At 60.7% G+C, this 26,301-nt stretch carries 19 protein-coding genes and 2 pseudogenes; 15 read left to right on the top strand and 6 right to left on the bottom strand.

Annotated features, from left to right (window positions below; genetic code table 11):
- Nucleotides 1-98: 98 nt before the first annotated feature.
- From aztA to AB843_RS26425, 6 genes and pseudogenes are all read left to right on the top strand, one after another.
- Nucleotides 99-923 (top strand): zinc ABC transporter ATP-binding protein AztA, encoded by an 825-nt coding sequence (aztA, locus tag AB843_RS12080; protein ID WP_048647093.1) that lies wholly within the window; start codon nucleotides 99-101, stop codon nucleotides 921-923.
- Nucleotides 923-1,798 carry a zinc ABC transporter permease AztB gene (aztB, locus tag AB843_RS12085; protein WP_048647094.1) on the top strand — a complete coding sequence of 292 codons (876 nt, stop codon included), beginning with the start codon at nucleotides 923-925 and terminating at the stop codon, nucleotides 1,796-1,798. Before aztA ends, aztB begins: the two co-directional genes overlap by 1 nt.
- Nucleotides 1,799-1,825: 27 nt before the next feature.
- Nucleotides 1,826-2,761 carry a zinc ABC transporter substrate-binding protein AztC gene (aztC, locus tag AB843_RS12090; protein WP_048647148.1) on the top strand — a complete coding sequence of 312 codons (936 nt, stop codon included), beginning with the start codon at nucleotides 1,826-1,828 and terminating at the stop codon, nucleotides 2,759-2,761.
- A 67-nt stretch (nucleotides 2,762-2,828) separates the two neighbouring features.
- Entirely contained in the window at nucleotides 2,829-4,634 is a 1,806-nt protein-coding gene (gene aztD, locus AB843_RS12095) for a zinc metallochaperone AztD (protein WP_082143801.1), read from the top strand.
- Between the two features lie 98 nt (nucleotides 4,635-4,732).
- The gene (gene zigA / locus AB843_RS12100; RefSeq protein WP_048647095.1) at nucleotides 4,733-5,956 is read left to right on the top strand and encodes a zinc metallochaperone GTPase ZigA; all 1,224 of its coding nucleotides are present in this window, start codon (nucleotides 4,733-4,735) and stop codon (nucleotides 5,954-5,956) included.
- A 267-nt stretch (nucleotides 5,957-6,223) separates the two neighbouring features.
- Nucleotides 6,224-7,193, top strand: a pseudogene (locus AB843_RS26425) (iron chelate uptake ABC transporter family permease subunit).
- Nucleotides 7,194-7,737: 544 nt separating this feature from the next.
- On the opposite strand, the gene AB843_RS12115 reads toward AB843_RS26425, so the two are convergent.
- Nucleotides 7,738-8,445, bottom strand: a complete 708-nt coding sequence (locus tag AB843_RS12115) for a response regulator transcription factor (protein WP_048647097.1) — start codon at nucleotides 8,443-8,445, stop codon at nucleotides 7,738-7,740.
- On the bottom strand, nucleotides 8,442-9,902 hold the full coding sequence (locus AB843_RS12120; RefSeq protein WP_048647098.1) for a sensor histidine kinase: 1,461 nt from the start codon (nucleotides 9,900-9,902) through the stop codon (nucleotides 8,442-8,444). Before AB843_RS12120 ends, AB843_RS12115 begins: the two co-directional genes overlap by 4 nt.
- 337 nt (nucleotides 9,903-10,239) lie before the next feature.
- On the opposite strand from AB843_RS12120, the gene AB843_RS12125 reads away from it, so the two are divergent.
- Nucleotides 10,240-12,627: a choice-of-anchor D domain-containing protein gene (locus AB843_RS12125; protein WP_157384498.1), complete on the top strand. Its 2,388-nt coding sequence runs from the start codon at nucleotides 10,240-10,242 to the stop codon at nucleotides 12,625-12,627.
- A gap of 1,159 nt (nucleotides 12,628-13,786) precedes the next feature.
- On the opposite strand, the gene AB843_RS12135 is transcribed toward AB843_RS12125, so the two are convergent.
- The 4 genes from AB843_RS12135 to AB843_RS12150 all read right to left on the bottom strand — a co-directional run bounded on the left by AB843_RS12135 (nucleotide 13,787) and on the right by AB843_RS12150 (nucleotide 17,065).
- A complete protein-coding gene (locus AB843_RS12135) occupies nucleotides 13,787-14,194 on the bottom strand; it encodes a VOC family protein (RefSeq protein WP_048647101.1) in 408 nt (135 codons plus the stop codon).
- Nucleotides 14,195-14,303: 109 nt separating this feature from the next.
- Complete coding sequence (locus AB843_RS12140) at nucleotides 14,304-14,903, bottom strand: Crp/Fnr family transcriptional regulator (RefSeq protein ID WP_048647102.1); 600 nt, start codon at nucleotides 14,901-14,903, stop codon at nucleotides 14,304-14,306.
- Between the two features lie 475 nt (nucleotides 14,904-15,378).
- Entirely contained in the window at nucleotides 15,379-16,257 is an 879-nt protein-coding gene (locus AB843_RS12145; protein ID WP_244467971.1) for a LysR family transcriptional regulator, read from the bottom strand.
- Between the two features lie 190 nt (nucleotides 16,258-16,447).
- On the bottom strand, nucleotides 16,448-17,065 hold the full coding sequence (locus AB843_RS12150; protein WP_048647103.1) for an amino acid synthesis family protein: 618 nt from the start codon (nucleotides 17,063-17,065) through the stop codon (nucleotides 16,448-16,450).
- 246 nt (nucleotides 17,066-17,311) lie between these two features.
- Here AB843_RS12150 and AB843_RS12155 point away from each other — a divergent pair, with 246 nt between their 5' ends.
- From AB843_RS12155 to AB843_RS26130, 8 genes and pseudogenes are all read left to right on the top strand, one after another.
- Nucleotides 17,312-18,829, top strand: a complete 1,518-nt coding sequence (locus AB843_RS12155) for a CoA-acylating methylmalonate-semialdehyde dehydrogenase (RefSeq protein WP_048647104.1) — start codon at nucleotides 17,312-17,314, stop codon at nucleotides 18,827-18,829.
- A 202-nt stretch (nucleotides 18,830-19,031) separates the two neighbouring features.
- Entirely contained in the window at nucleotides 19,032-20,201 is a 1,170-nt protein-coding gene (locus tag AB843_RS12160; RefSeq protein ID WP_082143803.1) for a branched-chain amino acid ABC transporter substrate-binding protein, read from the top strand.
- 165 nt (nucleotides 20,202-20,366) lie between these two features.
- The gene (locus AB843_RS12165) at nucleotides 20,367-21,281 is read left to right on the top strand and encodes a branched-chain amino acid ABC transporter permease (RefSeq protein WP_048647105.1); all 915 of its coding nucleotides are present in this window, start codon (nucleotides 20,367-20,369) and stop codon (nucleotides 21,279-21,281) included.
- 2 nt (nucleotides 21,282-21,283) lie between these two features.
- Nucleotides 21,284-22,426, top strand: coding sequence for a branched-chain amino acid ABC transporter permease (locus tag AB843_RS12170; RefSeq protein ID WP_048647106.1), 1,143 nt, complete (start codon nucleotides 21,284-21,286; stop codon nucleotides 22,424-22,426).
- Nucleotides 22,423-23,196: an ABC transporter ATP-binding protein gene (locus AB843_RS12175; protein ID WP_048647107.1), complete on the top strand. Its 774-nt coding sequence runs from the start codon at nucleotides 22,423-22,425 to the stop codon at nucleotides 23,194-23,196. The genes AB843_RS12170 and AB843_RS12175 overlap by 4 nt, the downstream gene beginning before the upstream one ends.
- Nucleotides 23,193-23,909: an ABC transporter ATP-binding protein gene (locus AB843_RS12180; RefSeq protein WP_048647108.1), complete on the top strand. Its 717-nt coding sequence runs from the start codon at nucleotides 23,193-23,195 to the stop codon at nucleotides 23,907-23,909. The genes AB843_RS12175 and AB843_RS12180 overlap by 4 nt, the downstream gene beginning before the upstream one ends.
- Nucleotides 23,910-24,362: 453 nt before the next feature.
- Nucleotides 24,363-25,100: a glutamine amidotransferase gene (locus tag AB843_RS12185; protein ID WP_048647109.1), complete on the top strand. Its 738-nt coding sequence runs from the start codon at nucleotides 24,363-24,365 to the stop codon at nucleotides 25,098-25,100.
- 397 nt (nucleotides 25,101-25,497) lie between these two features.
- Nucleotides 25,498-26,105 (top strand): annotated as a pseudogene (locus tag AB843_RS26130) (IS3 family transposase); the annotation flags it as partial.
- Nucleotides 26,106-26,301: the final 196 nt, after the last annotated feature.

Below are 26,301 nucleotides of genomic sequence, written 5' to 3' on the forward strand. Positions count from 1 at the left end.
TTGTTATGCTATAACATTTTTCATTGACGAATGTTCTAACATAACATAGTCGGTCGTCAAGGCTGGAGCCGACCGGCTTCGACGAGGACGGAAGCGAAATGTCTGCATGCGTAACCCTTGATGACCTGACGCTGGGCTACAATAGCCATCCCGCAGTGCATCACCTGAACGGAGCGGTCGCCAAGGGGTCGCTTACGGCAATCGTTGGGGCCAATGGATCCGGCAAGTCGACCCTGATGAAAGGCATTGTCGGCGTACTCAAGCCGATGGCAGGGGCCTGCAAAGTCGCATCCGACGTTACTCTGGCCTATCTGCCGCAGCAGTCGGAGCTGGACCGGTCCTTTCCGGCTCGCGTCGTCGATCTGGTCTCGCTCGGCCTGTGGCCTCGGCGCGGTCTTCTCGGCCGCTATCGCCCCGAGGACCGCGAAGCGGTTGCAAAGGCGCTCTCGGGGGTGGGGCTCAAAGGCTTCGAGAATCGCCCGATCGACACGCTTTCGGGCGGGCAGCTGCAGCGTGCCCTGTTCGCGCGCGTGCTGGTTCAGGACGCGGACCTGATCCTCCTTGACGAGCCGTTCAACGCCATTGACGCGCGGACGGTCACCGACCTGATCGACCTCATCAAACGCTGGCACGACGAGAGCCGCACGATCATGGTCGTCGTCCATGACCTCGATCTCGTGCGCGAACATTTCCCGGAAGCGCTGCTGCTCGCCCGCCGACCGGTGGCCTGGGGTGACGCCCGCAAGACGCTTGCATCAGAAAATCTCCTGCGTGCGCGGCAGTTCCACGAGGCATGGGACGAGAACGCGCCATGGTGCGCGTCTGACAAGGGCCATAACCACGTCAATCCAGCTCATGCACACAGCGATGACGTACACAGTCATGACGATTTGGACCACGCCAACCGAAGGGGCGCGGCCTGATGCTTGGATTTCATGACTACGTGATTGCGCCTTTTGTAGAGTTCGCTTTCATGCAGCGGGCACTGGCAGGCGCGCTGATGCTGTCCCTCAGCGCCTGCCCGGTCGGCGTGTTCCTGATGCTTCGGCGCATGAGCCTGACAGGGGACGCCATGGCGCACGCGATCCTGCCGGGCGCGGCCGCCGGTTTCCTGCTCTATGGCCTGCAGATCGTACCGATGACCATCGGCGGGCTGATCGCCGGCATCGTCGTCGCGCTCGGCGCCGGTGCGGTCGCCCGGCTGACGATCCAGAAGGAAGACGCCTCCATGGCTGCCTTCTACCTGATCTCGCTGTCGCTCGGCGTGCTGATGGTGTCGCTGCGCGGCTCAAGCGTCGACCTGATGCATGTGCTGTTTGGAACGGTCCTCGCGCTGAACAACGACGCGCTGATGCTGATCGGCCTGGTCGCGGCGCTCACGCTCGGCACTTTCGGCATCTTCTGGCGGGCGCTCGTCGCCGAATGCCTCGATCCCCTTTTCCTGCGCTCGGTGTCGCGGCTCGGTTCGCCCGTGCATTTCATTTTTCTGGGGCTGGTGGTCATCAACCTCGTGGCGGGTTTCCAGGCGCTCGGAACCCTGCTTTCGGTCGGGCTGATGATCCTGCCGGCCGCCGCTGCGCGCTTCTGGACCCAGAGAATCGAGGTCATGAGCCTGCTGGCGATCGCGATCGGACTACTGTCGTCGGTGTCAGGACTGCTGCTTTCCTACCATGCCTCGCTGCCTTCAGGTCCGGCAATCATTCTTTCGGCAGGCGTGGCCTATTTCGCGTCCGTCATCGGGAGCCCGCGCGGGGTACTGCTCACCCGTCGCCGGCGCATCGCGCACCGCACCGCCTGACAATCACAGGGTATCAGTATGACAAAGATGAAACCAACCAGGCTTGCCACCGCGCTGATTGTTGTGGGGATTTCCTCCTTTTCCCTTCCGGCGCGTGCCGAGGCGGAAAAACTATCCGTGGTCGCCACTTTCTCCATCATCGGCGACTTCGCGCGCGTCGTCGGTGGCGACCGGATCGAACTCAGGACGCTGGTCGGCCCCAACAGCGACGCGCATGTCTACGAGCCGAAGCCGGCCGACGCCATCGCCTTGGCGCGTGCCGATGTCGTGCTGGTGAATGGACTGTTGTTCGAGGGCTTCCTTCAGCGCCTCGTCGAGGCAAGCGGCACATCGGCAGCGATTGCGACACTGACCGACGGTGCGGATATCGTTCATGATCCTGATGGCGGTCACTACCACTACGTGAACGGCGAGGCGATATTCCACGCCGCGCCGAACGATCCTCATGCCTGGCAGTCGATCTCGAACGCGAAGGTCTATGTCGAGAACATTGCCAGCACTTTTTGCGCCGCCGATGCTGCAGGTTGCTCGACCTATGAGGCGAACACCGCAGCCTATCTCGATGAACTGACCGTTCTCGACACGGAGATCAGGCAGGCCGTGGATGTCATTCCGGAAGACCGGCGTGTCGCAGTCGTCGCGCACAATGCCTTTCGCTATTTCGAGCGCGATTACGGCGTGACTTTCCTTGCTCCACAGGGTGTGTCCACGGAATCGGAAGCCTCCGCGGCGGATGTTGCCTCGCTCATTCGCGAGATCCGCGAGAAGCGGGCAGCAGCCGTCTTCGCGGAGAACATCTCCGACACACGCCTCGTCGAGCAGATTGCCTCGGAAGCCGGTCTAACGCTCGGCGGCACGCTCTATTCCGATGCGCTTTCGCCAGCCGACGGACCGGCGCCCACCTATGTCGATCTGATGCGCCACAACGTCACCACGCTCGGCGCGGCGATCATTGGCAACTGAACGCCCACGAATACAGGCCCATCTGCGCCTGTGCATGTAACGTAATATCGTAAAGAAGGAGAGAAGAATGAGACGTTTGATCCTGAGTGCCTCGGCGCTTGCCATCGCCGCAACGTTTGGTGGTGGCACTGCATTCGCCGACGAGGACGACGTGACTGCCTGGCGGCTGTTCGTTTCGGACCACGCCGAACCGGTCGTGAAGGTTATCGATGCGCTCGACGGCGACCTGCTCGACACCTTTACGATCGAGGGGCCTGCGTCCCTTTACCGTTCGTCCAGTGGGGAGACCGTGTTTGCGATCCAGGGGGCAGCCGGCGAGGTCAATGCGATCAAGAGCGGCATCGCCTTCCGCGACCACGGCGATCATGGCGACGTCGACGTCGATGACGCAGAACTGCTGAATGTCCACATTGACGGCGCCAAGCCGGCGCATTTCGTGGAAGTCCAAGGCAGCATCGCACAATGGTTCGACGGCGAGGACGAAGTCCGCGTCTTCACGGAAAAGGCCGTCCTCGACGAAAAGCTGGAGGTTCGCACGGCCAATGTGGTCGCGCCGCATCACGGCGTTGCGGTTCCTTTCCAGAACCATGTCGTCGTCTCGATCCCCAACCCCGAAGACGCGTCGAAGCGGCCGATCGGCGCGCGCGTGGTCGACTTTGAGGGCAACACCGTCGGCGCGGATGTGGCATGCCCGGGCCTGCACGGTTCAGCCGGCTCCGGCAGCCTCTATGCACTCGCCTGCGACACCGGCCTGCTTGTCATCAAGCAGGACAGGGGTGCGCCGACCATCGAGCACTTGCCCTACGCGTCATCACTCCCCGAGGGCAGTTCCTCGACTCTGATCGGCGGCAAGGGACTGCAGTATTTCATCGGAAACTATGGTGCCGATCGCATCGTCATCATCGATCCGTCCGAGGGTGAAAACGGCTTCCAGCTGGTGCAGCTTCCCACGCGCAGGGTGCATTTCACTGTCGATCCGATCCGCTCGCGCTTTGCCTATGTGATGACCGAGGACGGCCAGCTTCACAAGGTCGATGTGCTCGACGGCAAGATTGCGCAGTCGCTGAAGGTGACCGACCCCTATTCGATGGACGGACACTGGAGCGATCCGCGTCCGCGCGTGGCGGTCGCCGGCGACAACGTTATCGTCACCGATCCGCTGAATGCCAAGCTGCATCTGGTGAATGCCGAAACCTTCGAGGAAGCCGGCGAAATTGCCGTCGAAGGTAAGCCCTTCAACATCGTTGCCGTCGGCGGAAGCGGTAAGGTCCACGACCACAATAGTGAGGAGGCCCATGCCCACGGGCACGCTCACGAGCATGCTCACAGCCACGGTGATGACCAGATCTACAAAGGCTATTTCGAGGACGGCCAGATCAAGGACCGCGCTTTGTCGGATTGGGTCGGGGATTGGCAGTCGGTCTACCCCTATCTGCAGGACGGGACGCTCGATCCGGTGATGGCTCACAAGGCCGAAAGCGGCGACCAGACTGCCGACGAGCACAAGGCCTATTACGAGATCGGCTACCGAACCAATGTCGAACGTATCGTGATCGCTGGCGATATGGTGACGTTTTTCGAGGACGGGAAGCCGCTTGAGGCCCGTTATGCAAGCGACGGTCGCGAGATCCTGACATACAAGAAGGGCAACCGTGGCGTGCGCTTCATCTTCAAGAAGGTGGAGGGTGATGCCGACGCGCCGGAGTTCATCCAGTTCAGCGATCACAAGATCGCCCCGGCAAAGGCTGACCATTACCACCTCTATTGGGGCAACGACCGCGCCGCCCTTCTGGAGGAAGTAACGAACTGGCCGACCTACTATCCTTCTTCGCTGCGCGCAAAGGAGATCGTCGAAGAGATGATGGCGCACTGACCGCGGCGCCCCTCTTCGCCTGCGCCCGGCCACTCATGGCCGGGCGCGCTGCCCGGATTTTCCCCAAGCCGAATCTTTCCCAAGACAGAGAGGCCGCCATGCCTGCCGCAGCCACATCCTCCAATCGCCTGCCGGTCACCGTTCTTTCCGGTTTCCTCGGGGCAGGCAAGACCACGCTGCTCAACCATGTGCTGAACAACCGCGAGGGGCGCCGTGTCGCCGTCATCGTCAACGACATGAGCGAGGTGAACATCGACGCTGCCCTCGTGCGCGACGGCGGCGCGAACCTCTCGCGCACCGACGAACAACTGGTCGAGATGACCAATGGCTGCATCTGCTGCACCCTGCGCGACGATCTCTTGAAGGAGGTTCGCCAGCTCTCGCAGGAAGGCCGCTTCGACTATCTGCTGATCGAGGGCACGGGCATTGCCGAGCCGCTGCCGGTGGCCACCACCTTCGATTTTCGCGACGAGAGCGGCGAAAGCTTGTCCGACGTTGCGCGTCTCGACACGATGGTCACAGTCGTCGATGCCGCCAATCTTCTGAAGGACTATTCCTCACAGGATTTTCTGCGCGACCGCGGCGAAATCGCAGGCGAGGGGGACGACCGCGCCCTGGTCGACCTTCTGGTCGAGCAGATCGAGTTCGCCGACGTGATCGTACTCAACAAGGTGTCGGACACGCCCGCCTCCGAACTCGACCTTGCACGAAAAATTGTCCGCTCGCTCAATCCAGACGCGGAACTGATGGAGACGGACTTCGCGAAGGTACCGCTGGATAAGGTCCTGAATACCGGTCGTTTCGACTTCGAGAAGGCCGAGCAGCATCCGCTCTGGTTCAAGGAGCTGAACGGCTTCAAGGACCACGTGCCCGAGACCGAGGAGTACGGTATCCGTTCCTTCGTCTATCGCGAGCGGCGGCCATTCGATCCGCTGAAGCTGAAGGCATTCATAAACCGCGCGTGGCCGGGCGTGGTGCGGGCCAAGGGCTTCTTCTGGCTGGCGACGCGCCCGCATTATGTCGGCGAGATCAGCCAGGCAGGCGCTCTGATCCGGACGGGTAAGCGCGGCTTGTGGTGGGCCTCCGTGCCGAAGCATCAATGGCCCGACCATCCCGAATGGCACATGGCCATGAAGCCTTATCTCGATCCCGTCTGGGGCGACCGGCGACAGGAGATCGTCTTTATCGGCTGCGATCCTATGGAAGAGGCAAAAATCCGAGCTGAACTCGATGCTTGCCTCGTGCCGGAGACCGACTTCATGGTCGGCCGCTGGCGCGACCTTCCGGACCCGTTCCCGAGCTGGGAACGCAGCGCGGCATGACCACGCACGCGCCGCTCAGGTTCCATTCGGAAGCTGGCGAGCGCCTGAATACGAAGGCCACGGGCGGTGATGCCTCGACCCGGCACTTTATAGTCGTCTGCACCCGCTGCTGCGCCGGCGAGCAGCAGGGCGCCCGGGCTGAAAGACAAGACGCTCGCTCGCATTCCCGCGCTCCTTGGTACGGTGGCCACACAATGAGCTCGATTCTGCTTGAGGCGCGTGATCTCGGTTTTTTGTTCCGCGACCGGGATTAGCCTTGTGGACGGTGTGAGCCTGACCGTTGAGGCGGCTGATAGGCTGGCCATCATTGGGCCGAACGGGGCCGGCAAGACGACTTTGCTCGGAATGCTCGCGGGATTGCTTCAGTCGAGTTCGGGAGAGGTCAGGCTTGCAGGCAGCTCTCTCGACCAGATTGCGGCTGTCGAACGCGCCCGGAATATCGCCGTCGTAGGTCAATCGGATCAGGCACACCCTCGCCTGACAGTGATCGACTATGTGGAACTTGGCAGAGTTCCCCACGCCGGCCTGCGCAGAAAAAGCGAGGAACGCGACATTGTTGTTTATGCGCTGGCGCAAACTGGTCTCCGGGGGATGCTCGACCGCACAATTGGCTCCCTGTCGGGTGGCGCTGCGGCGGGTGCCGTGTCGGTCATCACCGTCTTCGGCGACCGCTTCGGCATCTGGACGCTGCCGGTGGCCGCTTTCACCGGCGGCATGCTGGCGGCCGTGATCGTGCTGCTGCTGGTCAACCGCATCAGCGGTCATGGTCCCGAGCGGCTTGTTCTGGCCGATGGGCGGGCTTGGGCTCGCCCGCTGGGACAACATCGGGCTGGCGGCGTTCGGCGCGGCCGGCATCGTTGCCTTTGCGCTCAGGAACCACCGCAAGCTCGACGCCTTCCGCGCCGGCGGGAGCACGGCCGAAAGCCTCGGTGCGCAGGTGGTCCGTTTTCGCATGCTCACCTTTGTGGCGGCCGCCTTCACCACGGCCATCCTGGTCGCGGTGGCGGGCGTCATCGGTATCGTCGGGCTGATGATCCCGCATCTCGCCCGCCGGGCCGCAGGTCAGCTCCACCTTAGGCTTGTGACCACCTGCGCGAGGTTCGGTGCGACGCTGCTTCTTGCCAGCGACCTGTCTGCCCGCACCTTGGTGCCGCCGCAGGAACTGCCCATCGGCATCGCGACGAGCTCAGCCGGAGCGTTCTTTGTCGTGTGGATGCTCATCCACCGAAAGATATGAGGGGTGGGATTGCTCGCGGCTTAGTTTAAGTAATGTCTGAAGGTATCAGCCCACAGCGCTGAGAATTCTCTCTATTGGTGGTGTATCGCGGCTGTGCGAATGACAGACATGAAGGGCGCGACGCAGTCACGTGCGGGCCCGCCTGCGGAGGTAGCATGTAGGCCAGTTCGGTCGAGGAGGATGATGTCGCTCTGGCGTGCTCCAGCGTAGGAGATCCAACGTTGGGGTATCGAGTCCAGGGACCGCTACCGCCAATCCCCACACCTACCGGATATACGCTACAGGCTCCGATTGTTCTCTCGGCTTCTGGCGGCGTAGGTATGCTTGCCGCATGACTTGTTTGGCCCAGTAGCGAAATGGCCGGTTTCGCAGAAAGGCCTTAGATCGCTCCGTTTGGCCATCGATCCAGCGCCGGATTCCGGCTAAAGGATGCGGACAGTTGCGATGAAGTCTCAGGTCCGGAATTATGCCGACCGCATTACCGCATTACCGCATTATGCGCGATGGGACGCGCATTTGATCGGTTCCCCACCTCCGTCACAATTCACCCGGAATGTGTATTGCCGATCTTGCCGACGGCGCTGAAGGAATATCCGATACCGTAGACCGATTTTATCGGCGGATCGATGTTGGTCTGGTCGAGTATCTTGCGCCGCAGGCGGCTTGCCACCGCGTCCAGATGGCGGTTGTCGAACTGGGTCTGCCGCCTGGAAAGGATGCTGGCCAGGTCTTCTCTCGCACATGGCTGGCCGGCGTTTGCGATCAGTGCTCCGACGAACGTGTTTTCGGTCGCGGTCAGCTTCACCGCTTGTCCGTCCGGTGCGAGCAACGTCCAGCCGACCGCATCGAGAACCCAGGCCGCGGGCGCATCTTCGGCCGCCTGGTCCTGCGGCAGTCGGCGCAGCAGGCTGTGAACCGCCGCGGTGATCTCGCGCAGGGGGGTGTGCTTGACCAGGTAGATGTCCGCTCCGCTGTCGAAGCCGCGCACCCGGCTTTCGGTGTCGCCGTGCGCCGTGAGCATGATGATCCCGCAATCCAGCTGGGCGCGGATCGTCCCGGCAAGCTTGAACCCGTTGCCGTCCGGCAAGGCGATGTCGAGGATCACCACGTGCGGAAGGACATCTCCCCGTAGTATGTCCAGGAGTTCAGCGGCGGTGCCGACCCCGCTCGCTTCGAAGTCTTGCAGACACATGTAGTCGACCAGATCGCCTCGCAAGGCCTCTTCGTCCTCGACGATGAGAATCCGGCTCATGCGCGTTCCACCTCCCTGCGCTCTGCTTCACTTTCGGGCGCAAGGCCCGGCATGGGCAAACGCACGGTGGCGACAGTCCCTCCGCCATCGCGCGGTCGCAGCTCCACAGTTCCCTTATGATATTCAAGCAATTGCCCGGATGTATGAAACCCCAGGCCGTTGCCAATCCTGCTCTTTGCGTTGGAGGCGCGGAAGAAGCGGCGGCCCACATGGCCCAGTTCATCCTCGGGAACCCCAATGCCGCGGTCGGCGACTGTGATGATGAGCAGCTTGTTTCGGGTAAAGAAGGCGATCTCCACGGGTGTTTCGTGGGGCGAGTATTTGAGTGCGTTGTCGACCAGATTGACGACAACCGTCCGCAGCATTTCAACGTCCGCCCAGTAGTCTGCGACATTTTCGATCGATGAGAAATGCAACCGCCCGCCCAAACCGACCTGGTCGAAGTGCCGTTGGACATCCTGCGCCAGTCCGGCAACGTCCAGCGCCTCGATCCTCAGTACGCCTTCCACCTGCCTCTCGGTGGACAGGAACCGGTCCATGAGCATGGTCATGCGGGATACCGCCGCGTCGATGCCCCGCAGGCGTTTCGAGACCGCGTCCGGTGGGTGTTTGATCACCGCTTCCAGCATTTCGGTGGCGTAGCGTATCGCGGCCAATGGCGTGCGGAACTCATGACTGACCATCCGTATGAGCTGCCGCTGCTCCTGACGGGCGGCCTTCTCCGCGTCCAGGCTCGCGGACAGTTCGTCTTCGAGGCGGCGCCGTTCGGTCACTTCCTGGGCGAGTGTCGCGTTGCGGTCCCTGAGGTCCAGAGAGAGACGCATGCCGACCATGAAGAGAAGACAGATGAAGAAGCCGACGATGAAGAGGTGGCCCTGAAAGAAGTACCAGGCATTGATGTCGCTCAGGACCGGCTGGTTGGCGACCGTCGCCGGATACCAATAGACCAGCGCGCTTTGGAGCAGGCTGGCACCGACATATTCCGCCAGGAGAGCGATCGTGATACAGCGCAGGAAGCTGGGCTGGCTTCGGTCCGCATAAAGCGTCCGGATCATGACACCCATCATCACGACGGTAAATGCCGTCGATGCGTGGATGCGCAGGGCGAGGTTCTCCGGCGCCATCGTCACGGCGAGGGACCAGAAGACAAGGTGCGCGGCCAGACAGACGATGCCGATCTTCAGGCATCTCGGCTGGCCGAGAAACCGGGCCATGCCGTCGGCGAGAAGCACCAGTCCGATCTTGATCACCGTATTGTCGGTCAGAATCCGCCATGCGGCGGGATCCGGGCCGCGCTGTAACAGGAGGAGCAGTCCCAGGGCGATGGCAATGAAGCCGGTTGCGATGACCTTCAGTTCGAAGAGGTGACGCCAGGATCGCCAGACCAGGAGCCAGGCGATTGCCTGCAGGGTTGTCGTGCAAAATTCCAGCAGCAGCAGCGTCTTGAGATTCAGCATGGGCTTTTGTTGCCGATGTCGCAGGACGCCGCAAGTTTCTCGGCCGCCAATAGCGGTTTGATCGACGCATTCTCACGATCAGTTGCGCAATGAGAACGCCCGTCGTCTGATTTCATCAGAATTGGTCAGAATTGGTAGGTGGAATCGGAGACCGAACCCTCTGTACTTAACGTAATGGCGCTCGAAAGGATAACGGTTCGACCGCGGGCAAGTCAGGCGCGGCGGACGAAATTCGAGCATCGTCGTGTCAGTGAGGGGGCGACTGATGCTGAGGATCCTGTCTGGCGTGTGCGCAAGAGCGCGGTCCCGCGGAGTTCGTGTTGGCCGTCTGGAGCGCATGCCCGCCGCTCGTATGCCAATGCTCATCGCTGCGCTTGTGCTGGTCATGTTTTCAGGCGTCGATGCAGCGAGGGCCGATTGGACAAACCCCTCGGTATCGCCAAGCTTCCCTGCCGGTGGAGATGGCGCCTGTATAGCGGGCCCTTATGCCAACGCTACATGGACGTCCGTATCCGTCAACTGGACCGCTTTCAATACGGATGCCAGTCCCGGCAGGACCATCGGTTTGGAGGTGTGGCGTGAAGCCGCATCATCCTCAGCCCATTTGGGTTCGGCAGGCTTTGCGCCAACCGGCCAATTGCCCACTCAGACCACGACAGTGAACGTCGGCGCCGACTACATGACCTCGGGGTCGCGCATGTATTTCGGTTTGTATGATACTTGGGATACGGGGGGCACCTGGTCGATTACCCAAAGCCCGCTTCTTCCCCCTGATGCTACGGGCATTGGTATTCAGGGCTATGTTTTCCTGAACATGGAAGGAGATCCGGATTGCGTCCCGAGGCCGGAGATCCAGCTCAGCGGCAACGGGGTGAATATCGCAAGCGGGTCTACAGGCACGCAAACCTCGGATGGCACCGACTTCGGCGGTGTCGTTGCCGGCGGTAGCGCGTTTCAGGAAAACACTTTCACCATTCAAAACACCGGAACCGGCACGCTCGGCATTTCTTCCACCAGCCTCGGTGGTCCGGATATCGCATCTTTCTCGATCGTTTCGACACCACCTTCGGCGATTGCAGCAGGAGGGGCCGGCAATTTCACGATACGTTTCGATCCCGTCGCATCGCCGGGGGTAAAAAATGCAACCGTCGAAATTCAGAGCGACGCTGAAGACGAGCCCGTTTACACATTCGCCATTTCCGGAACCGGCACCGACACCAACACCGCGCCGACGGCGGAGGCGGGTGACGACCAGACGGTGGCGTCGGCTGCGTCGGTGACGCTGGACGGTTCGGGCTCGTCGTCGAACGATGCCGGCCAGAGCCTTGCCTATGCGTGGACGCAGACGGGTGGCACGTCGGTGACGCTGACGGGTGGCACGACGGCGACGCCGGGCTTCACGGCGCCGACGCTGTCGGTCGGCGACGCGGATGCGGTTCTGACCTTCGAGCTCGAGGTGGATGACGGGATCGCGACGGCGACGGACACGGTGACGGTGACGGTCACCGCGCCGGACGATACGACGCCGCCGAGCGTATCAGTGAGTGGACCGACCACTGAGGTTTTCGCAGGTGGCTCCGTCATGGTGGAGATCATCTTTTCAGAGCCGGTTCTTGGCTTTTCCAGCGGAGGTCTTTCCGTTCGGAACGGGCGCGTTCAATCGCTGACGGGGGCGGCAGCCGTTTATCACGCCACGATTGTCGCTTCCGGGCAGGGCGATGTGTCGATTTCAGTGCCGGCGGCGGTTGCAAATGACGCCGCAGGCAATCCAAACCTCGCCTCGGACATGATTGTCGTCTCCGATATCAGCGTGCGGGAAACGCAGGAGCAGATGGCGCGTTTCATGCAGTCGCGCGCCACGCAGCTTATCAGCCGCCAGCCGGACCTGATCGCACTCTATCGCAAGAACGGTAGCGGTTCGCTCAATGCGCAGGCAACCTCGGACCGAGGCAACCTCGACTTCGCCACGCGACCGACGAGTCCGGTCTGGGCTGAGATCTCCGCTTCATGGTCGAAAAACGACGGTGCCGAGAACCGCTACGGGCAACTGAGCACCGGCACTCATTTCAAGCTGACGCCGAACCTCTCCGCCGGAGCGATGGTCCAGGTCGATCACATGGCGCATATGAACGACGACGCCTCCATAGCCGGTACGGGTTGGCTGGCTGGACCTTATCTGGTCGGGCGGTTGCCCGATCAACCGCTGTATTTCAGCGCCCGGGCGCTTCTCGGCCAGAGCCGAAACAGGCATTCGCCCTTCAGCACCTATACCGACACCGTCAGGACGCAACGCGGCCTCTTTGGTGTGACGGTCCAAGGGGATGTGAAGCTGGGGCTGATCACCCTGACGCCAAGCCTGGAGGCGGTGCATACCTTCGACCGGCAACGTGCTTATACGGACACTCTGGGTAACCTCATCCCGGACCAGTCCATCGCCATGAGTTCAGTCGAACTGAGCCTCGACGCTGCGATCCCGGTGGACGTGTCCACAGGTGCGCTGACGCTGCGGGCCGGGCTGCCGCTCATATTCAGCAAGACTTCGGGTTCCGGAGCCGCAGCGGCGATCGTCCCGTCCACGGATGGCGCACGCGCTGGCCTCAGATTCGGTTTCGATTATCTGGCGGAGAATGGCGGCATGCTGAAGTTCGATTTCGACTACGACGGGCTTGGTCCTGGCGGGTACGAGAGTTACGGCGCCAGCATCAGCTATAGCCTTCAGTTCTGAGAAGGTGGGCCGCCCGGAGCGGAAAGCGGAGGATCAAATCAATTCATGCTCTGGCTTCAAAACTGCTCTCAAAGCTAAAGCCGAAAAGACAAACAACCCGCGCCCGCAAGCCCCTGCGCTAGAGTCAAAGCTCTGGACCTGCGCACGCTGACCCTATGCAACCAGCAACAGGGGGCTTCTTGCGAGCCGTTAAGGGGTCCCGTTGCAACGCCGATTGACACCGTATCCCGGCGTCTGCCCGGATTGAACCCTGGCCCAGTAGCCTCGCTGCGGTTTGGGAATCTGAGGACGGGCGCACTGCTTGGCGATTGCGAAATCCGAAACGCCAAGTTCGCTAGCCACCTCCTGCGTCGGCTTCTCCCAAACCAGCGCGAACAGGTTCTCGCGCGAGAGCTCTTTTGACGGCATTTTGGCTCCCTTCTGGTCAAATTGTCAGCGGTTATGCTTCGAACGGGTGAGTTTGAAAAACTGCGGGACGACGAGGTTCAGCAAATTGAGGCAATTGTCGCAGATGCTTTTGAGGGTTTCGACGGCAAATATAGTGTATAAATGCCCTTATTCACAGGAAAAACTAGAAGTTAAAATAAGTATTAATGGATATCTTTTAAGTTGTTATCGAAAATCGATGCGCGATTCAGAACTATAAGGTCAAGACCGCGATTGTTTACATTTCGAGCTGAGACGGGACAAACAGTTCTATCCTGGACTCGCCGCCCCAGCCAAAACCACAGAATAAGACCCGCGACGCCTTGGCTGGCAATTGTCCGCGAGAGCCAGAACAGGACGCGCCGGGGCGGGCCACAAATGGTAGCGCTTTGAATTGAACCCCCGCTAGAAAATTCCGTTTGAAATCAGTCGGCTGATCCAGTCAACACACATTTGACGAATTAGCCAAGAGGAATAGTTTGCGGATTTTCTTAAAGAAATCAATCGTATGAAGAATAATTTGGTAGCGGAGGACCGCTACCGTCGAGCACCACACCTGCCGGATATACGCTACAGACGCCGATTGTCCTCCCGGCTTCTGGCAGCATAGTCATGCTGTCCGCCCGGCCGGTTTGAGGCCGCCTGCCGGATGCCGGGCCTGGCAATCGACCTATGGAAATCGGACCACTTTCGCGACGGATAGCAGTCCGATTTCCGGACGGGTTGATCGACACTAGGCCGTCGGCATGGCGCTCATGTCCATGAACACCGCTTCCCAGACATGGCCGTCGGGGTCGGCGAGGTTGCGGTTGTACATGAAGCCAAGGTCCTGGAGCGGGTTGACGTCGGCAGTTCCGCCGTGCACCGACGCAGCCGCATTCATCGCATCGACTGCGTCTCGGCTGTCGCACGACAATGCCAACAAGACTTCGCTTGAATTTGCCGGTGCAATGGGGCGATTGGTAAATGTCTTCCATTTGGCGTGGGTGAGGAGCATGACATGGATCGTCTCCGAGACGACCATGCAGGCGCTGCCTTCATCGCTGAACTGTGGATTCTTGGTGAAGCCGAGTGCTCCGTAGAAGGCTTCGGCCTTGGCCAGCTCGGTAACCGGCAGGCTCACGAAAATCATCTTTGCCATGGTTCATGTCCTCTTGTTTGAAGCGTCGACGTGACCGTCACGACGACCGCTTGGACATGAGGAGTAGAGCGATCGGAAAGCGGATGAATTGATCTTTGGTAAGAAAGCGCTACCGCTCGCCCAGGCGGCCAAAGGCGATCTTTCGGCGCAAGCGGCTGAGGCTCTCGGGCGTAATGCCGAGCCAGGCGGCGATGTGGTGCTGCTTCAGGCGCTTGTGAAGGTCCGGCTCCTTGCGAATGAAATCGAGGTAACGCTGCATCGCATCGTCATGGCGGAACGCGATCTCCACCGGCTCCTTTTCGATGATCCAGTGACGCTCCATGTAGCCGATGTAGAAGGCTGCGACGTCGGGATATGCGTGAACCAGCGCCTTGAAGGCTGCGAAGTCATATTCGAGGACATGGCTGTCTTCGATGGCCGTGATCGTGAAGAGGCTGGGTTCGCCCAGCATGGTTGCGCTCACCGAGGCGGCGATGCGGTTCTCCGGGAAAAAATACTTGATGATCAGATCGCCGTCGCGACCGACATAGTGCTGGCAGAGCAGACCCTTGACGACAAAGGCATAAGTGGTGGGCACGTCGCCTGCCTGGATGAAGATTTCATCCTTGCGATAATGACGCGGCCGCAGGAGAGACGCCCAGGCGTGCTCCGACTCTTCGGACAGTTCGGTATAGGTGCGGATTTTGGAGAAGAAGGCGGTCGTCGTCATTCCACTGGTCCCGTGGCGTGTGCAGGTCACTTTGATGCCTTGCTGCGGCTCTGCCAACCTGATTGCCAAAGTTGCCGGTCCGACCTTCATCCATTTTCAGTCGTCCAGCCCTACCCAGCCCTTTGCGGAATCGCGTCCGTTTTCGGAAAGGTGAGGGGCAGACGCCAATGACCGGGATGAAGGCCGTTCAGGCCAGTGGCGAGCGCGCCCTGGAATCTCCTTCTCTGCATTCGCAGCTCCGACTTCGTCAAAACACCTTATCTCGGTGTCCACGAAACCGGCAGCAGGCCATCGAAAGAAACGCCGTGCAGGCTTGGATGCTCAGCCTCTCGCGGCGATCGCCTCAGCCCGAATGGCGAGGCGGACGTCGCCTCCTGTATGCAACCCAAGCCTTTCATCAGCCTCTTACCCTGGAGCGCGGATGTATTGAGCGCACTCCCAACTGTGGCCGAGAAGGGTGGGCAGATCTCGAAATCTAAAGGGTCACTGTTTCACCAAGATAGGCCAGGAGCGAATCATGAACTGCACGTATATGCGGCAGGAACTGCAGGTCCTGCTGCACGCTGATGAACAGGGAGACGACAGCGAACTTGTCGGGAACAATTTTCTTGAGCCCCAACGCCTCGGCCCGCGAGTAGGGGGGGAGCATGGCGATTCCAAGCCCTTCCTCGGCTGCGTACATCTGCGAGAACATGCTCGTCGCCCGAAAGCCGATCCTGGCGTTGGGAACGATGTCCTCCAGCCATCGGGCCGACGGCAGGTATGTCGGATCGTCGATATATCCGATGAACATGTCGTCAACCAGATCGTCGGGCCCTTCGATGCGTCGGCCCTGCAGGTAGTCATCACTTGCGTAGAGATGGAAATGAATGTCAGCGATCTTGTGTGTGACCAATGATGCAGCAGGCGGTTCGAAGAAGCTGACGAAAATATCCGCCTCGCGGCGGTTGAGGTCCACGTAGTTCGACGTCGTGATCAGATGGACCTCGATCTGCGGATGGATCTCTGCAAGCGCCTTTACCGAACGTGCGATCAACAAGGATCCCACGCCCTCCATGGACGCAATCGTCACGCATCCGATCAGTTCCTGGCCCTGGGCAGTAAGACCCTGGATCTCGATCAGAGCTGCTTCCATCCGCTCGACCCGGGAAACGACCTCACAGCCACGCGGCGTCAGGGAGAGACCCTGTCGCGTACGCTTGAAGAGCGTTCCTCCGGTACTGAACTCCACCTGCGCAAGGCGCCGGCTGACGGTCGATTGATCGACCCCCAGTCTCCGGGCTGCCGTCAGGAGCGTTCCCGTTCGGGCCACTTCGAGCAGAACACGCAGGTGATCCCATCCCAGCTGCGTCAATGGCTGATGTTTCGTACCCATATCGCAGTGGCGAACTGACTCTCCCATTGTTGCGTCAGGGAAACCTACCGAGTCTGATGGGCTCCGTAAACCGATCCGGTGATATGGCCTTGCTATTCGGGCTGGAAGCGCGGACGTTCGGTGCGGCTCGCCTGTTTTATCGCTTGTGGAGAGCCGCGCCGAACCGGGTCTACTCTTTTTCTCCCGCGATTTCGGCCACTAGCTCGGCGACCCTTTCCGCGCTTGCTCCCTTCACGCGGGCGTTCACGCGCGCGGTGCCGAAACCGACGAAGAGTGCGATCTCATCGGGCGCGGGTGCGCCGGGGATCGACACGGTCGTGGCATCCATCGCGTCGTAATCCCATGCGTCATCGGCTCCGCCGAAGATTACGTCGATCGACGTGCCAGCGGCCGCCACCTTGGCATTCCCTGGAATAAGGGCCGGACCTGCACCTAGCCCCTTGCGCATAGCCAAGCCAATGCGGGGATGGATGAGTGCCGCGCCATGCTCGGTTTCCCCGCCTGTGCCGACAATCACGGCCTTTCCATAGGCGCGGGGGCGCTCGAGACCGGCGAACCGTTCCAGCGCGCGTTTGGTCAAGAGTGTTCCAACCTCGACAGAGATCGCCGCCAGTCGGTCGAGGTCTTCAGCGGTCGCTGCCCCCTTGCCGGCAAATGGATTCTTGAACACCGCACCGGCCACGACGTGCCGAGTCAACTGATTGGCGAGGCTGTTCGCCTCAGCCAGAATGTCTCTTTCGATGACCTTGATTTGCCGTATTTCCGTAGACGCGGCGTCACTCGCCATATCTCTCTCTCCGTAGAAAATTGATTGACCAACGCGCCTGTCAGGCCGAGCGCGTTGTGGAAAGCTACGGTGAGCCATCGCCCGTGTCAGGTTGCAAGAATGCAAGGGTGCTTGCAATCTTCCCGACTGATTTTCTGTTTGGATTGCCTATTCTTCACGCATGAGAAAAGCCCCGCACGGCAAGCTCAACTCGTGCGGAATCAGGGTCTTGAACTTGCCGGGAAGGCAGGACGTGGAGAAAGCATCATGAACCGAGTTGCCGGGCCGCAGCCTGGGAAAATTGGCCACTGGATCAACGGCGGATCGGTGGCGGCGGCTTCCGACAAGACAGCGGATGTCTTCAATCCGGCAACTGGCTCCGTCGGTGGCGAGGTTTCGCTGGGGAGCGCCGCCGACGTCGATGCCGCGGTCGCTGCGGCCAAGGCCGCGTTCCCAGCCTGGTCGGAAACCGCGCCGCTGCGTCGCGCCCGCGTGCTGTTCAAGTTCAAGGAGCTGCTCGATCAAAATCACGACCGGCTTGCCGGGCTGATCACACGCGAGCACGGCAAGATCTTTTCGGATGCGAAAGGCGAGGTCACACGCGGTATCGAGGTGGTCGAGTTCGCCTGCGGCATCCCGCATCTGTTGAAGTCAGAGTATACCGACAACATCGGCGGGGGCATTGACAACTGGAACCTTCGCCAGCCGCTGGGCGTCGTCGCCGGCGTCACGCCGTTCAATTTCCCGGTCATGGTGCCGATGTGGATGTTCCCGGTCGCGCTGGCCACCGGCAACACCTTCATATTGAAGCCGTCCGAGCGTGATCCGTCGCCCAGCATCCTTTTGGCGGAACTGCTGAAGCAGGCAGGCCTTCCCGACGGTGTCTTCAACGTGGTGCAAGGTGACAAGGTCGCCGTTGACGCGCTGATTGCCCATGCGGATGTTCAGGCGCTCTCCTTTGTCGGTTCGACGCCGATCGCCGAGTACATCTATACGGAGGGCACGCGCCACGGAAAGCGTGTTCAGGCGCTCGGCGGCGCCAAGAATCACCTGGTTGTCATGCCGGACGCCGATCTCGACCAGGTCGTCGACGCATTGGTCGGTGCCGCCTATGGGTCGGCCGGCGAGAGGTGCATGGCGATCTCGGTTGCCGTCGCCGTCGGCGATGTCGCGGACAGGCTCGTCGCACGGCTCGCCGAACGCGCGCGCGCGCTGCAGATCGGCAACGGCCTGGATCCGAAGGCGGAGATGGGCCCGCTTGTAACCGGAGCGCACAAGACCAAGGTCGAAGGCTATATCGCCGCCGGCGAGAAAGAGGGCGCCAAGCTCGTCGTCGACGGCCGGGGCCACAAGGTCGAGGCGCACGAAGGCGGCTTCTTCGTTGGCGGCACGCTGTTCGACAATGTCAGCCCGAAGATGAAGATCTACAAGGACGAGATTTTTGGGCCGGTGCTCTCGGTCGTGCGCGTCGGGGATTTCGCCGAGGCGGTGGAGCTGATCAACGCTCACGAGTATGGCAATGGCGTGTCGCTCTACACGAGCGACGGTGCCGTTGCCCGCGCCTTCTCGCGGCAGATACAGGTCGGCATGGTCGGCATCAACGTCCCGATCCCCGTGCCGATGGCATGGCATTCGTTCGGTGGCTGGAAGCGGTCGCTGTTCGGCGACCACCATGCTTATGGCGAGGAGGGCGTCCGCTTCTACACCCGCTACAAGAGCATCATGCAGCGCTGGCCCGACAGCATCGCCAAGGGCGCGGAGTTCACAATGCCGGTTGCAAAGTAGGGCGCGGTGAGGGCGCCCAGCTTCCGTCACCGGATCCTTGAACACAGAAGCGCCGGGGAGAGAGAAAGGGAAGCTTGGAAGCGGCCGCGCCGGGTTGGAAGCACGCGCCCCGCGCGGGCTGGCAGGATCGACGAAGCGGTATGGAGAACACCGCATTAGGACCATATCGGCGTTTAACGCCAAGAACAGGGAGGAGTATACAATGCTTTGGAGTAGAGGAATCGCTGTCGCTGCCCTAACCGCAATCGCGACATTGTCTGGTTTGACATTGACGCACGCCCAGCAGAAGGAAACAGCGCGGATCGCGTTTCTTGGACCGCTGACCGGCGGAAATTCCGCGACGGGCCTGGGCGGCCGCAATTCGGCTCGGCTGGCCGTCGACTCGCGCAATGCCGACCCGGACCGCCGCTACGACTATGAGTTGGTCCCCCTGGACGATGAGTGCCTTCCCAATGTCGGGATTCAGGCCGCCACGCGCGCCGCGACGGACCGCTCTGTCGTTGCGGGCGTGACGCATTTCTGTTCGGCGGTGGCGATCGCGACGGTCGACGTATACAACCGGTTCGAGCTGCCTGTCGTCGTCTGGGGAGCTATCCTGCCTGCGATCACCCATGGAAATGACTACCCGGAAGTCCATCGCGTCAACGGCTCGATGCTCGATGAGAGCAAGGTGCTGGTGGAGTTTCTCACCGGGCTTGGCTACAAGAGATGGGCTGTCATTCACGACACGACGGATTACGGCACAGGGTATCTTGCGATACTGCGTGAAAAACTCGCGGGCTCCGACGTCGAGATCCTCTCCACCTTCGGGGTCGCTGCTGATCAGCAGGATTTTTCGGCCGAGCTGCTGAGGGTCAAGGAGATCGACCCGCAGATTGTGGTTTTTGCCGGACTCACGCCTCTTGGCGTACGGGTCCGCTCGCAGATGGATCGCCTTGGCGTGAGATCCCAGTTCGCCGGCATATCGGGCATCATGTCCGTCTCCTACCATGACGCCCTGGGCAGCCTGTCGGAAGGCACCATATCGGTTCACAACAGCGCGCCGCTCGAAACCCTTCCTGGCGGTCAGATGTTTGTCGATGAATATGCAAAAGCCGGCTTTGCGGAGCCACCGGAGCCATACGGACCCTACGCTTTCGTGGCAACAAACCTCATCATCGAGGCCATCGAGGAGGTTGGGGCGAACCGCGAGGCGGTACGCGACTGGCTGAATACCGTCGAGAACCGCAACTCCATTGCCGGTCCGATCACCTTCGACGAGCACGGGCACAACAGCGTAGCCTCGACAAAATATGTGGCACAAGATGGCCGATGGGTTCGCTGGGAGGACAGTCTCTATGCCGCCGGTGAGCGGATGCTGAGCGGGCGGTAGGCCCCGGAGAAGCCCAATCACGCGGCCCGCCGCCCCTGCTTGTTTCGATCCTCGCCATAGGGCGCGGAGAGCGTGCGGGCCGCCGTTTCTCGAAACTTAGCCTTCACAGCCGTGTCCGTGGTGCGCCTGCGGGATGGATGGCATTAGGTAGGAGACTGTTTGCAGATGGCAATACTCCTGGAATACTTGTTCAACGGTGCGTTGCTCGGCGTCATCTATGCGCTTGTCGCCGTCGGTTTCACGCTTTTTTTTGGCGTTCTGGACGTCATCAAGTTCTCACATGGGGACGTGCTGACGCTGGGCGCATATTCCGGCCTGGCGGCGTTCGTCAGTTTGGAGTTGCTCGGCCTCGACCTGCCTGTCGTTAGCCTCATCTTCGTCCTCGTGGTGGCCATGCTGGTGACGGGTCTGGCGGGCATCGCGATAGGCCAGTTCTTCGTCGTGCCGATGCGAGGCTCTCCGGCCTTCAACATCTTGCTGATGACCCTGATGATCGGCACCGCGATCCATGAATGCATCCGGCTGTTCGTCCCCGGTGGCGCCAATCCGAAGGCGTTTCCGACGTTGCTGCCGCGCACGCCGATTGAGATCGGTGGCGCCTACATCCGCCTGGACAGCCTCCTGCTTCTCGTCCTTGGCATTGGCGTCATCGTCGTCACCAATTGGATGGTCCGCCACACAAAGCTCGGGCTTGCGATCCGAGCCGTCGCGCAGGATGGCGATACCGCCCAGATCATGGGGATTCCCTTCCGTCGCGTGGTGCTTGCCACTTTCGCGCTGGGCTCGATGCTGGCAGGTGTCGCTGGCGTCATGAACGGGCTCTACTACAGCGAGATCAACTTCAACGTCGGCGTCCTTCTCGGCGTGATCGGTTTCTCCTCGGCGGTGGTCGGCGGGCTCGGAAGCATATGGGGGGCCATCATCGGCGGTTTCAGCTTCGCGGCGCTGCAGACCGTTTGGGTTCTGTTCTTTCCGGAGATGAGTGGCTATCGGGATGTGTTCGCCTTCACGACGATTATCGTCCTGATGACCATCTGGCCGACCGGTATCATCGCCGAGCGCTATAGCGAGCGGGTGTAGATATGACAGCAAGAAGCTTGATCTCGTCATCCGCAATCGCTGTCATCGCCATCATACTTGCCGGGACTATTGTGGCCTCGGAGAACCAGTGGGTTATCGCCAGCGCGCTTGTCGCGTCGCTTTTCCTATCCTTCGGCATTGCCAGAACGAAGGCCGGGCGTGATTTCGCCGCCATTCTGCAAAACTCAGGATCATGGATCGTTCTGCTCATTCCCGTGGCCGGCCTGGCTATCGGGCTTGCGCTGCATGAAGAGCATTTCGCTTTGATGATGCTTGCGACCGTGCTGATCTACGCACTGGCCTGCATCGGACTTACCATCCAGTTCGGCTATGCCGGGGTTATCAATTTTGCAGGCATCGCCTTCTTCGGCATCGGCGGTTATACGGCAGCGGTTCTCGGAGGTATGGGCCTACCTTCCCTCCTTGTCCTGTTGGCGGGCGGGCTGGTGTCGGCGGCGATTGGCTGCATCCTCATCCTGCCTGTTCTCAGGACAAAGGGCCATTATGCGGCGCTCATTACGATAGCATTCGTGCTGTTGTTTCGCAGCTTCCTTGAAGTCAATCATACGCTCGGCGGTCCGCAAGGGCTGAGGGTCGAGAGCGCAACCATCGCCGGCCAATCGCTGTTCACGGGCATCAGGATAGGTTCGTTCGAGGCTTCGTTCTATCTGAACTATGTCCTTCTCGCGCTTGTCCTTCTCGCGATCTTCTTCCTGATGGCCAGGTTCCTCGAGAAAAGCTGGATCGGAATCAACCTCGATTCCATGCGCGAAGACCCTGTGGGCGCGGCCGTGTTCGGCGTCAACGTGGCGTACTGGCGTATCATGTCCTTCGTTATCGGTAACGTGCTCATCGGTATCGCCGGCGCGACGTTTGCGATGATGCAGACCTTCATTGCGCCGAGCAACTTCACCTTCCAGCAATCGTTGCTAATGCTGGCGATCGTCGTTCTGGGCGGTATCGGCAATCTATGGGCCGTGATTCCGGCGGCGATCCTCGTCGTCGTCGTGCCGGAGAAACTTCAGGCCATCAGCGAGTACCGTTTTCTCGTCTTCGCCATTCTTGTTGTTCTTGTTCTCCGGTTCCGGCCCAACGGGTTGTTCCCGCGTTCCATGCGCAACTTCAGGAAGGAGGTCGGGCAATGAGCAAGCTCTTCTCGGCGGACAATGTCTCCGTACGCTTCGGCGGGCTGCAGGCGCTCGACAAGCTGTCGCTCGATATCGACGAAGGCACGATCATCGGGTTGATCGGGCCCAACGGATCGGGGAAGACGACCTTCTTTAATGCGGTGACGGGGCTTTGCCGCACGGCCGGCGGCCAGATCCTGGTTGACGGGGAGGATATTGCCGGCCTCCACCCGCGTCATGTCTACCAGCGGGGCGTGAGCCGGACCTTCCAGCGATCGCGCCTGTGCCTTTCCCTGTCGGTCTTCGACAATGTGGTGATCGGTAGACAGAACGCCCTTGATCTCACCTTGTTCGGCAATCTCTTCCGCCGCGGACGCTTCATTGAGTCGGTGCGAGAAAACCACGATAGGGTTCGTGCGCTTTTATCAACCTTCAGCGAGCCGCTTGCAGCGCGGACATTCGATCCGCTTCACACGCTCAGCATGATCGATCGCCGTCGAATCGAGGTGTGCCGGGCGCTCATTGCCAACCCGCGGCTGCTCCTGCTCGATGAGCCCTCGGCCGGCATGACGCCTGATGAAACGCACGAGTTCATGAGTGATATCCTGAAGGTGCGCGGCGATCATCCTCGCATGAGCATCATCATCATCGAGCACGAGATGGACGTCATCCAGCGCGTGGCCGACCGATGCGTCGTGCTCAATTTCGGCAAGAAGGTCGCCGAGGGCACTTTCGATGCCGTCGTCGCCGACCCCTGGGTTCAGGAGGCCTATCTGGGAAGCTCATGAGTGGACATCTGACAACCGACCAAATCATTGCGGCCTACGGCAGCGCGCGCGTCCTCTCGGGGGTCTCGATCAACGCGAAACCTGGTGCCATCACCAGCATTCTCGGTGCCAACGGAGCCGGCAAGACCTCGCTGATACGGGCCATCCTTGGGCTTCTTCCGACAAGCAAAGGCAGGATCGAGCTCGACGGCGAGATATTGTCTGACCTCAGCCCGCATGCGCGTGTCGCTCGTGGACTTGGCTGCGTACCCGAGGGGCGAAAGGTTTTCCCGAAGATGACCGTCGAGGAGAATCTTCGGGTCGGAGCTTATCTTTCCAACGACAAGGACTTGGTGGAAGGGCGCTTGCAAAAGGTCTACCAGACCTTCCCGCGGCTGAATGAGCGCAAGCAGCAATTCGCCGGGACCATGTCCGGCGGGGAGCAGGCGATGGTTTCGATCGGCCGGGCGCTGATGAGCGAACCCCGCGTCCTGCTCATCGATGAACCGTCGCTTGGCCTTTCGCCGGCGCTGGTGCGCGAATCCTTCGCTCTTATCCGCGACATCAACAGATCCGGCGTATCAATCCTGCTGGTGGAGCAGAACGTCCAGCAAACCCTGGCAATCGCCGACTACGGCTACGTGATCAGCCAGGGAACCGTGGTCGCTCAGGGAACCTCCGAGGAACTGCAGAACGACCCGGAGATGAAGAAGGCATATTTTGGCATCAGATAGTATGTCTGGGTAAGGTTCAATCGCACATGACGGCGCATGCAAGGAGACGGGCGATTGTCATGAATTGTCACATCAGGCGCGAACAAGGCCCGAGAACCCGGCCTGTGCCATGTCGCAGGCTGACACCATTCCGCAACTGCAGGTCATCGGCTTTTCTTGCGAAAGCGTTTCCCGTCCTCGCGCCTATGGCTATCCTCGCGTGTGTTTTGACGCTCGTCGCGCATTTGTCGCCTGCAACCGGCACTGACGATCGTTTTTATCTCCCGGCCTGCAATGAGCAGCAGTTGCTGGTGCCATTCTTGCCGATTTTCTGATGCGGGCGGATCAGACAGTCAATTGTATCGTTGCCGCAAACTTGCTGTCTCGAGCCGCCACAACGATCTTGCCGCCTACCCCCGTCAAGCGGCCGGCAGCCTATGACCAGCAAGCACACTCTTCAAAGGATATTGCCCAATGACAAAGGCCGTCACGAAAACCAAAACCGCTCTTGCTGTTCGCCATGTCCATTTCGAGAGCCTCGGCACGCTCGAGTTTGAATTGGAGCAGGCCGGCTACGAGCTTCGCTACGTCGATGTGGCAAGCGAGGATATCGCCCTTATTGACCCTGTGAGCTGCGACCTTCTGGCTATTCTTGGCGGCCCTATTGGTGTCTATGACACCCAAACCTATCCCTTTGTCCAGGCGGAACTTGCCTTTATCAAGGCTCGACTGAGCGCCGATCTGCCTACGCTCGGCATTTGCCTCGGCGCCCAACTGATCGCCGCCGCGCTTGGCGCCAGGGTTGCGCCGACCGGTGTGAAGGAGATTGGGTTCGCTCCGATTGACTTGACCAAAGCCGGAGAGCACAGCCCCCTACGCCATCTCGCTGGTTGCCCAGTGCTTCACTGGCACGGTGACGCGTTCGACCTGCCGACAGGAACGGAATTACTCGCCACGACTAAAACTGCCAACCAGGCGTTTGCTGCAGGGCCCAACATACTGGCGCTCCAGTTCCATCTTGAAGCCGACACCAGTACCGATCTTGAAGCCTGGCTAGTCGGACATGCCGTCGAGCTTATCCATGCCGAGGTCGGCCCGGAGCTGATCCGCGCCGATGCACGGAGACATGGTTCGGCGCTACGTGAAGCCGGTCGGGCTGTCTTCGCCGAATGGCTGGCCAAAATTCAACACCCGTCCCACCCAGTCCCGTGATGGTTGACGGCCTGCACTGTGGTAGCGGCAGGCCGATCGGCATTAAGGGACACGGAGCCGGCAGCAGGCCGGTTAGGGTGTCGCTTCTAGGGAGCGCTACCGTCAATCCCCACACCTACCGGATATACGCTACAGGCTCCGATTGTTCTCGCAGGCTCTGGCGGCATAGCCGTATGGTCTGTTTATTGCCGGGAGCCGACCGACAGCTTCAGACGATCAAAAAGCGATAGCACACCTTCAACAAGAAGGGACTGAGGTATCAAACTTGTCCCTTCGCGGCAGCGCGCTGAAGTCGAAAAGCAGCCGGAATCAACGTGAACTTGCCGGCGAGAGAGGTGGTGCCGGTTTCTGAGACAGGGGCTTAAGGTGGATCGACCGATGAAAAGGACGATCCAGCATGAAAACACGCAGACGGTTTACGGCCGAGTTCAAGGCCAAGGTCGCACTTGAGGCGATCCGCGGCGAGCGGACGATTTCGGAGCTGGCGACGAAGCACCAGCTTCATCCCAACCAGATCACCCAGTGGAAACGGCAAGCCATCGAGAACCTGGCCAAGGCTTCCGATGCCTAGGCCGGCCGGGAAGCCGAGGTGACGAAGCTGCACGCCAAGATCGGTCAGCTTGTCGTCGAGCGGGATTTTTTGGCCAAGGCCTTCGATCGCTGAGCCTGGATCGGAGGAGAATGATGATTGATCCCGATCACAACCGGCTCTCGATCCGCCGCCAGTGCGAACTGGTCTCGATCTCGCGGGCATCGTTCTATCGACAGCCGGCGGGCGAGACGCCTGAGAACTTGGAACTGATGCGCATCATCGACGAGGCCTTCATGGAAATGCCTTGGTATGGCTCCAGGCAGATGGCGCGGCACCTGCGGCGTCAAGGCTGGTGCGTCGGCCGCAAGCGGGTCCGACGGCTGATGCGCAGAATAGGTCTGTCGCCGATCTATCAGGCTCCGAAGACCAGCGAGCCGCATCCCCAGCACCGCATCTATCCCTATCTCAGACGCCGTCACCTCGGAAGACTGGGAGCACCATATACACGGGAGGTCGCGACGTTTCCGGCTGGGGTGGACGCCGCGTCGAAATATTGGCCGCCTGTCGCGCGAGCCGATAACGTTTACGGAGGGAGCAATCTTGTGTGTAGTTGAGCCGACGGAAGACTACCTACCCGCCGCCGAGTGGCGTGGGCAGGTCAGGGAAACC

Source organism: Nitratireductor soli (assembly GCF_001050155.1).
GTDB lineage: Bacteria > Pseudomonadota > Alphaproteobacteria > Rhizobiales > Rhizobiaceae > Nitratireductor > Nitratireductor soli.